Source organism: Streptomyces sp. NPDC050759 (assembly GCF_044456945.1).
Taxonomy (GTDB): domain Bacteria; phylum Actinomycetota; class Actinomycetes; order Streptomycetales; family Streptomycetaceae; genus Streptomyces.
This window is the reverse complement of the sequence record NZ_JBITGI010000021.1, coordinates 148,222-156,145: the sequence shown is the minus strand read 5'-3', so window position 1 is coordinate 156,145 and position 7,924 is coordinate 148,222. Positions and strand designations below refer to the sequence as shown.

7 protein-coding genes, 1 pseudogene and 1 riboswitch are annotated in these 7,924 nt (G+C 69.6%); all 8 genes and pseudogenes read left to right on the top strand.

Features of this window, described 5'->3' with window-relative positions:
- Positions 1-94 (top strand): annotated as a pseudogene (locus ACIBJB_RS41260) (carbohydrate ABC transporter permease); the annotation flags it as partial.
- Positions 95-141: 47 nt separating this feature from the next.
- On the top strand, positions 142-2,157 hold the full coding sequence (locus ACIBJB_RS41255; protein WP_398939004.1) for a beta-galactosidase: 2,016 nt from the start codon (positions 142-144) through the stop codon (positions 2,155-2,157).
- A 312-nt stretch (positions 2,158-2,469) separates the two neighbouring features.
- Positions 2,470-2,703: a hypothetical protein gene (locus tag ACIBJB_RS41250; RefSeq protein ID WP_398939003.1), complete on the top strand. Its 234-nt coding sequence runs from the start codon at positions 2,470-2,472 to the stop codon at positions 2,701-2,703.
- Positions 2,704-2,780: 77 nt separating this feature from the next.
- Entirely contained in the window at positions 2,781-3,029 is a 249-nt protein-coding gene (locus tag ACIBJB_RS41245) for a hypothetical protein (protein ID WP_398939002.1), read from the top strand.
- 10 nt (positions 3,030-3,039) lie between these two features.
- Positions 3,040-3,149: riboswitch (SAM riboswitch) on the top strand.
- A gap of 27 nt (positions 3,150-3,176) precedes the next feature.
- Positions 3,177-3,299: a putative leader peptide gene (locus ACIBJB_RS41240; RefSeq protein ID WP_398939001.1), complete on the top strand. Its 123-nt coding sequence runs from the start codon at positions 3,177-3,179 to the stop codon at positions 3,297-3,299.
- 208 nt (positions 3,300-3,507) lie between these two features.
- Positions 3,508-4,332 carry a DUF1684 domain-containing protein gene (locus ACIBJB_RS41235; protein WP_398939000.1) on the top strand — a complete coding sequence of 275 codons (825 nt, stop codon included), beginning with the start codon at positions 3,508-3,510 and terminating at the stop codon, positions 4,330-4,332.
- A 48-nt stretch (positions 4,333-4,380) separates the two neighbouring features.
- A complete protein-coding gene (locus ACIBJB_RS41230; protein ID WP_398938998.1) occupies positions 4,381-5,454 on the top strand; it encodes an LLM class flavin-dependent oxidoreductase in 1,074 nt (357 codons plus the stop codon).
- Between the two features lie 116 nt (positions 5,455-5,570).
- Entirely contained in the window at positions 5,571-7,919 is a 2,349-nt protein-coding gene (locus tag ACIBJB_RS41225; RefSeq protein ID WP_398938996.1) for an alpha-L-fucosidase, read from the top strand.
- The last annotated feature ends 5 nt before the right edge of the window (positions 7,920-7,924 follow it).

The window sequence follows — 7,924 nt, the reverse complement described above, 5'->3', positions numbered from 1 at the left end:
CGCCCTGCTCACCGCGATCCCCACCCTGATCGTGTACTTCGTGCTCCAGCGCCAGTTCGTCAGCGGACTGACCCTCGGCGCCAACAAGGGCTGACACACCTCCACTTGCCCGTTCCCTACACCACTCCCGGAGCACCACCAGTGAGTACCGCACGCCGTCTTCGCATCCCTGGTATCGCCTACGGCGGTGACTACAACCCCGAGCAGTGGCCCGAGGAGGTCTGGGCCGAGGACATGCGCCTGATGCGCGAGGCCGGGGTGACCATGGTCAGCGTCGGCATCTTCTCCTGGGCGCTGCTCGAACCGGCCGAGGGCGTCTACGACTTCGCCCGCATGGACAAGATCCTCGACCTGCTCCAGGAGAACGGCATCGCCGCCGACCTGGCGACACCGACGGCGGCCCCGCCGGCCTGGTTCTTCCGCCAGCACCCGGAAGCGCTGCCGGTCGACCGGGATGGCCGCACGCTGTCGTACGGCAGTCGCCAGACGTTCTGCCCGAGCAGTCCCGCCTACCGTCGGGCGGCGCTGCGTATCGCCGGGGCGCTTGCCGAGCGCTACGCCGACCACCCGGCCGTCGCCATGTGGCACGTGCACAACGAGTACGGCTGCCATAACGACGCCTGCTACTGCGAGACCAGCGCCGCCGCCTTCCGCAGCTGGCTGCGTGCCCGCTACGGCGACGACCTGGACGCCCTCAACCACGCCTGGGGCACCACGTTCTGGAGCCAGTGGTACTCCTCGTGGGATCAGATCCTGCCGCCCCGCACCACTGCGGCTCCCCCGAACCCCACCCAGCAGCTCGACTGGCGCCGCTTCTGCTCGGATGAACTGCTCTCCCTGTGCACCGCCGAGCGCGACGTACTGCGCCGGGCCGCTCCGGATATCCCCGCGACCACCAACTTCCTGGTCCTGCGCACCATCGACGCCCTCGACTACTGGCGCTGGGCACCGGAGCTGGACATCCTCTCCAACGACCACTACCTGTTGTCCGACGACCCGGAGGCCGAGGTCGACATCGCGCTTCACGGCGACCTGATGCGTTCGCTCGCGGGCGGGCCGTGGTTCCTCATGGAGCACTCGACCGGCGCCGTCAACTGGCAGCCCGTCAACCGCGCCAAGCGGCCCGGAGAGATGCGCCGCAACGCGCTCGCGCACGTGGCCCACGGTGCCGACGGCATCGCGTTCTTCCAGTGGCGGGCGGCGAAGGCGGGCGCCGAGCAGTGGCACTCGGCGATGCTGCCGCACGCCGGAACCGACAGCCAGATCTGGCGCGACGTCGTCCAACTGGGCGCAGACCTGGGGGCGTTGGCCGAGGTACGGGACTCCACCAGCACGGCACAGGTGGCGATCGTGTGGGACTGGGACGCCCGCTGGGCAGTGGAACTGCCCTCCCAGCCCAGCAGCGAACTGCGCTACCAGGACCTGGTACGGGACTGGTACACCCCCCTGTGGCGGGCAGGGGTCGCCGTCGACTTCGTACGCCCCGACGACCGCGAACTCGACCGCTACAAACTCGTCCTGGCACCCTCGCTGTACCTGGTCGCGGAGGCAGCCGCGGCGAATCTCGCCGGATTCACCGAGCGCGGGGGCACGCTGGCCGTCGGCTTCCACAGCGGCATGGTCGACGAGAACGCCCATGTGTACCTCGGTGGTTACCCCGGCGCGTTCCGCGACGTCCTCGGCGTGGTCACCGACGAGCTCTTCCCCCTGTTGCCCGGAGAGAAGACCGGCCTGACCGGCGACGTGGTGTCGGGCGCCACGGCCGACCTGTGGTCGGAACGCATCCGACTTACCGGCGCACAGGCCGTCGCCTCCCATGCCGACGGCCCACTGGCCGGCCATCCCGCCATCACCCGCCACCGGCACGGCAGCGGCACCGCCTGGTATCTGGGCACCCACCCCGACCAGGACACGCTCGCCGCCCTGCTCGACCGCATCCGTCAGGAGGCCGGCGTCACACCGGAGCACGACGCACCCGCCGGGATCGAGGTCGTCCGGCGCCGCGGCGCGGAGGCCGACTACCTGTTCCTCATCGACCACACCGGAAAGGGCGCCGAAGCACCTTCCGAAGGCGTCGAACTCCTCACCGGCACACCGGTCACCGGAACCGTCACCGTCCCACCGGGAGGCGTCGCCGTGGTCCGCGAGCCCCGCTGATCCACCGGCCGGCGGTGGCCGGACACAGTCGGCACGAGGGCACTGCGCCATCTTGTGCGCCAGACAGCAGGAGTCGCACCTCCCCGATCCGTCTGCTCCCGTGGCGCGCGACGGGCGGCAGCCGCTCATTCGCGTCAGCACCGTATGGGGCGGGCGACTTGCCCTGCACGTAGACAAGTTGCTCTCGTGCCGGTGACCGCAACCGCCTTGCCTTTGACGCGCACGTCAGGGGTTAGCGTCTGCGCGCCTCCAGCCGGACCGGTCCGGCTGCACAGACCGCGCTCACCCTCCAACCCGTCCAGGAGCCCCGACATGGCCGATGTCCTGCCCTCCACGACCCGTGAGATTCTGCTGGCCGACATCCCCGACGGGCTGCCACGGCCCGAGGACTTCGCGGTCACGCAGAAGCCGGTCCCCGTCCCCGGTCCAGGACAAGTCGTCGTCCGGAACCCGGCGGCGCGGCCGTCGCCCTCGCCGCGCCGCGCACCGCGCTCCCTCTGCTGCTCGCCGCCGTTCAGCTCCTGTCCGGTGCCGCCGCCGGGCTGACCGTCTCCCCCAACCAGGCCCTGGTTCTTCAGCATGCCCCGGCCGAGGCCGCGGGAGTCGCCGGTGGCATTCTCCAGATGGCCCAGCGGATCGCCGCGGCCGTCGCCCTGAGCGCCATCTCCGGGAGCTATCTGCACGGCACGTCGGGATCAACCGGCGGCCCCCGTACGGCATTCGCCCACGCGACTCTCCTCTGTGCCGCTCTGCTCACCGCGGCCGCCGTCCTGTCACTGCTGCGCCCCCGCCTCACGGCCCGTCAACCCGTCCTCAGCTACCCGGACCAGGACACCCGGGCCCCGTTGACTGATTACGACGGAGGTAGATAACGTTTCACATGGCATTGAGTGTCAGCATCAAGCCCTGGCTTGCTGACCGGCAACCCTCCGACGCGGTGGGGTGCTCCAGGTGAAAGCCCGGCCGGGTCGCCGACCCGGCAAGCGCGTGGCTCCGTCGCAGGGGCCGGACAAGGAGGAGTGAGCGTGCGGTACAGCAGCGTCTCGAGTTCCTCCATTCCGGCTACGGCGACTCTCCCCCGCTTCTCCCGTCGACGTCACATCGACCTGCAGCGCATCACCAGCTGCCTGTGTCATGGCTGACTGGGTCCCGTCGACCGTCTGAAGACGTTCACCGCTGGTGCGCCTGAAGCCGCTCACCGCTGGTACGTCTGAAGCCGCTCACCGCCGGTTTTGACACCCGCGGCAACTCCTGAGCCTGTTCCCTCTCGGCGCTCTCACACCGTGCCGCTCCTTTCGTGAGCGACACCATCCCCTCATCTCCATGCCCGCATCCGTAGAAGGAGCACGCATGACCGTTCAGGACACCCCCGCAGACCTGTCCGCCTTCGCCCACGACTGGCAGGAGTGGCACACCAGGCAGGAGGCACGCCTGGCCGACCCGCACGGATTCCTCGCGATCACCGGCCTGCACTGGCTCGTCGACGAGCCGCAGCGCTTCCCCGACGCTCCGGGCTCCTGGTCGACCGGCGCCGACGGGGTCGTCGTGGTCCTCGACGACGGCGAGGAACTGGTCGTCGACGGCACCCCCGTGCGCGGCGAGCACCGCTTCGGGGTGCTGCCGGAGCGCGGCGGAGTGAACGTGGCCTGGGGCGACGCGGTGATCGAGGTGGCCAAGCGCGGCGGACACGACATCGTCCGTCCCCGGCACCCGGAGGCACCCCTGCGCGCCGCCTTCACCGGCACCCCCGCCTACGCCCCGCACCCGCGCTGGTCCGTGACCGGCCGGTACACGGCCTTCGACGAGCCGCGGCCCACTACCGTGGGCGCCGCGGTCGAGGGCCTTGAGCACGTGTACGACGCGCCGGGGCGGATCGAATTCGAGCTGGACGGACGGGAGTTGGCCCTGACCGCGTTCTCCGGACACGCTCCGGGCAGTCTGCTGGTGCTGTTCACCGACGCGACCTCCGGGGTCACCACCTACGCGGCCAACCGGGCCCTCGCCCTCGACCCGCCCGCCGCCGACGGCACGGTCGTCCTGGACTTCAACAGGGCGGCGAACCTGCCGTGCGCCTACACCGATCTGGCCACCTGCCCGCTGCCGCCGGCCGAGAACCGGCTGCCCGTGGCGATCGAGGCCGGGGAGAGGATCCCCCGCGAGCGGGGCGGGTCCTGAGCACCTGGCGCCACCGAGACGACCACGACCAAGAGGGGCGGACACCGCATGAGCACCCCCGCGATCAACTCGCTGGCCTTTCTCACCCCGGGCAACTTCGCCGACGACGACCCGTACACCGGCCTGGAGGAGACGCTTCAGCTGTTCGAGTACGGCGAACGGCTGGGCTTCGACGGCGCCTGGATCCGGCAACGTCATCTCGAGCACGGTGTCGGCTCGGCAGCGGTCTTCCTCGCGGCGGCGGGCCAGCGCACCGAGCGGGTCGAGCTGGGGGCCGCGGTCATCCCGATCGGGTACGAGAGCCCGTTCCGGCTCGCCGAGGACCTTGCGCTGGCCGACGTGCTGTCCCGCGGCCGGCTGCAGGTCGGCTTCAGCACCGGCATGCCGCACGCCGAACTCCTCGGCGACCTGGTGTACGACGGGGACTGGCGTGGCTTCGATCTGTCGTACGGCAGGATCGCCCGCGTCCTCGACAACATGCGCGGCGACTACCTCGGTGGCCCGGACACGGTGATCCAGTCGCCCGGCAACACCCAGCGGCCCCGCCTGCAGCCGCACAACCCCGGCCTGGTGGACCGGGTCTGGTACGGCGGCGGCAGTCTGCGCTCGATCCGGTGGGCTGCCGAGCACGGCCTGAACCTGCTCAGCGGCAACATCGTCAGCGGCGAGAGCACCGACGACTTCACCACCGCCCAACTCGCCCTGCTCTCCGAGTACCGACGCGCCCTCGCCGAGGACCGCCCGAAACGGGTGGCGCTCGGCCGGGTGATCGTGCCCTTCGACAGCGCGGACCCGACCACGCGCGCACGCTACCGGGACTACGCGGCCAGTCGGCACGCGCGCACCCTCGCGCCGCAGGGCCCGAAGCGGATCCTGTTCGCCCCGGACGTGATCGGGACCGCGGAACAGATCCTGGAGCAACTGGCCGCGGATCCCGTGGTCGCCGCCGTGTCGGAGCTGCGCCTTGAGCTGCCGTACGAATTCCACCGGGGCGACTACGAGCAGATCCTGCACGACGTACGGCACTTGATCGCGCCGGAGCTGGGGTGGCGGCCCGCCACCGCGCTGAACCAGGACGCGTCGATCGATGAACTCCGCCGCCTCGAGTCTCCCACTGTCTGACTCTTCCATAACCACCTACCCATCCGACCTCTACTTCAACTTTCTTCCGCGCACTCCCCATTGACACTCCCTTACGGCTCCCCAATCATCAAGACATCCGATGATTGGGAGCCGCCATGAGTACGTATCCAAGACGTCATGTCCTCGGCGTCACGGCGGGTGTCGCTGCCTCAGCGGCGCTTTCCCTCGCCTCCACGACCGACGCCCACGCTGCTCAGGCGGTCGCAGAGCAGAGCCGGACATGGGCGCCCGTGCCCGCTCCGGTTCCTGTCCCCCTCGACAGCCTCTACAACAACGACGCCATCGACACCGCCTCAGCGCGAGGCGGCGACTTCGACGGATCCGGCTACACGTTCCCGGGCGAGGAACTCCCGGCCGGCCAGGTGGAGGTGGACGGCGTTCCCTTCGTCTTCCCGTCCTCTGCCTCAGGCGCCAAGAACAACGTCGTCGCGCTCGGTCAGCGCATCGACCTGCCCAAGGGCCGCTACATGGCGGCCTACTTCCTCACCTCGGGGAGTTACGGCAACGCCTCGGGCAAGGCAACGGTGCACTACGCGGACGGTTCGGCCACGACGGCCGGTCTCACCGGAGCGGACTGGTACGCGGCGGGCGGTTCACTGTCGGCGCCGTACCGCTACGGTCCGGACGGCGCGAAGGACGAACACAGCGTCGGCATCGGCACATCGGAGGTGTGGGTCGATCCGCAGCGCGAGGCGATCGCCATCACCCTGCCGGTCACCCACGCACCCGAGCCGAACCAGACCTCGCTGCACGTGTTCGCGCTGTCCCTCCAGCCGGTCGCCCAGGGACGCGCACTGATCCTGCGCGACGCCCACTCCACGAACTCACTCCTGACATCCACCGGCGCCCAGAGTGTCGAGGCCACCGTCGTCAACGCGGGCACCGCCGCCGTCCTGGCCGCCGACGACGTGTCGGTGAACGTCACGGTGCCGGGCGCCCGGACCGTGGAGCCCGCCACCGTCCGCCGCCTCGACCCCGGCGAGCAGGCTCGCGTCCGCGTCGGTATCCGCAACCGCACGGGGACGGCTCCCGGCACCACCCAGGACGGCGTGGTGACGGTCACCGGCCGCGGCGCCACGGCCGCCACCCAGCGCAGCCGACTGTCCCTCGGCGTCGCCGACTACCAGCCGACCGAGACCTCACTCTCCGGTCACCAGGCCCCGTACTGGTTCCACAGCGCCAAGTTCGGCATCTTCATCCACTGGGGCGTCTACTCGGTGCCCGCCTGGGCGCCGGTCGGCACGCAGTACGCCGAGTGGTACTGGGACCAGATGCAGGACCCGAACAACCCCACGTACGCCCACCACCGGGACACCTACGGCGAGGACTTCGCCTACGACGACTTCATCCCGCGCTTCACGGCGGAGAGGTTCGACCCGCGCTCCTGGGTCGAACTGTTCCGGGACGCCGGTGCCCAGTACCACGTGCTGACCTCCAAGCACCACGAGGGATTCGCCCTCTGGGACACCAAGGTCTCCGACCGCAACGCCGTGAAGATGGGCCCGAAGCGGGACCTGGTCAAGGAGCTGTTCGAGGCGTCCCGGCGCTACACGCCCGAGCTCCACCGCGGCCTCTACTTCTCGATGCCCGAGTGGTTCAACCCGGACAACCCCTGGATGGGCCACGCCCCGCGCAACCCGTACACCCTCGACCCCGTCCCCTACACCGGATACACCGCGGGCAAGGACTTCGTGAAGGGCTATCAGGCCCCGCAGATGCTGGAGCTGATCCACGGTTACGACCCCGAGCTCATCTGGTGCGACATCGGCGGCGCCAACGACAGCGTGCACGTGCTCGCCGAGTACTTCAACCACGCCAAGAACAGGGCCCGTCCCATCGACGTCACCGTCAACAACCGCTCGGGCATCTCCTTCCACGACTTCACGACGCCCGAGTACACGACGTACGACAACACCGTGATCGCCAAGTGGGAGTCCAGCCGCGGCCTGGACCCCTTCAGCTACGGCTACAACCAGGCCACCCCCGACGCTTCCTACATGACGACGGAACAGGTCGTGCAGAGCCTGGTGGACATCGTCTCCAAGAACGGCAACTTCCTGCTCGACATCGGCCCACGCGCCGACGGCACCATCCCCGAGATCATGCAGACGCGACTGCGTGAGACGGGTCGGTGGCTGCGGACGAACGGCGAGGCCGTCTACGACACGACGTACTGGTCGAAGATGGCGGAACTGGGTGACGACATCCGCTTCACCGTCCGCCCGAACCGGGCCTTCTACATCCACTCCCTGGCACAGCCGGGCTCACGGCTCACCATCGAGGCGCCGGTCCCGATCCGCCCTGGTGACACGGTGACGATGCTGGGCCACGACCGCCCACTGACCTGGACACTCAGCAAGGGAGCGCTGGTGATCGACGTCCCTGCGGCGGCCCGCAAAGCGGGACAGCACGTCTGGGTCTTCAAGGTGAACTGGAACTCCTGACCGAG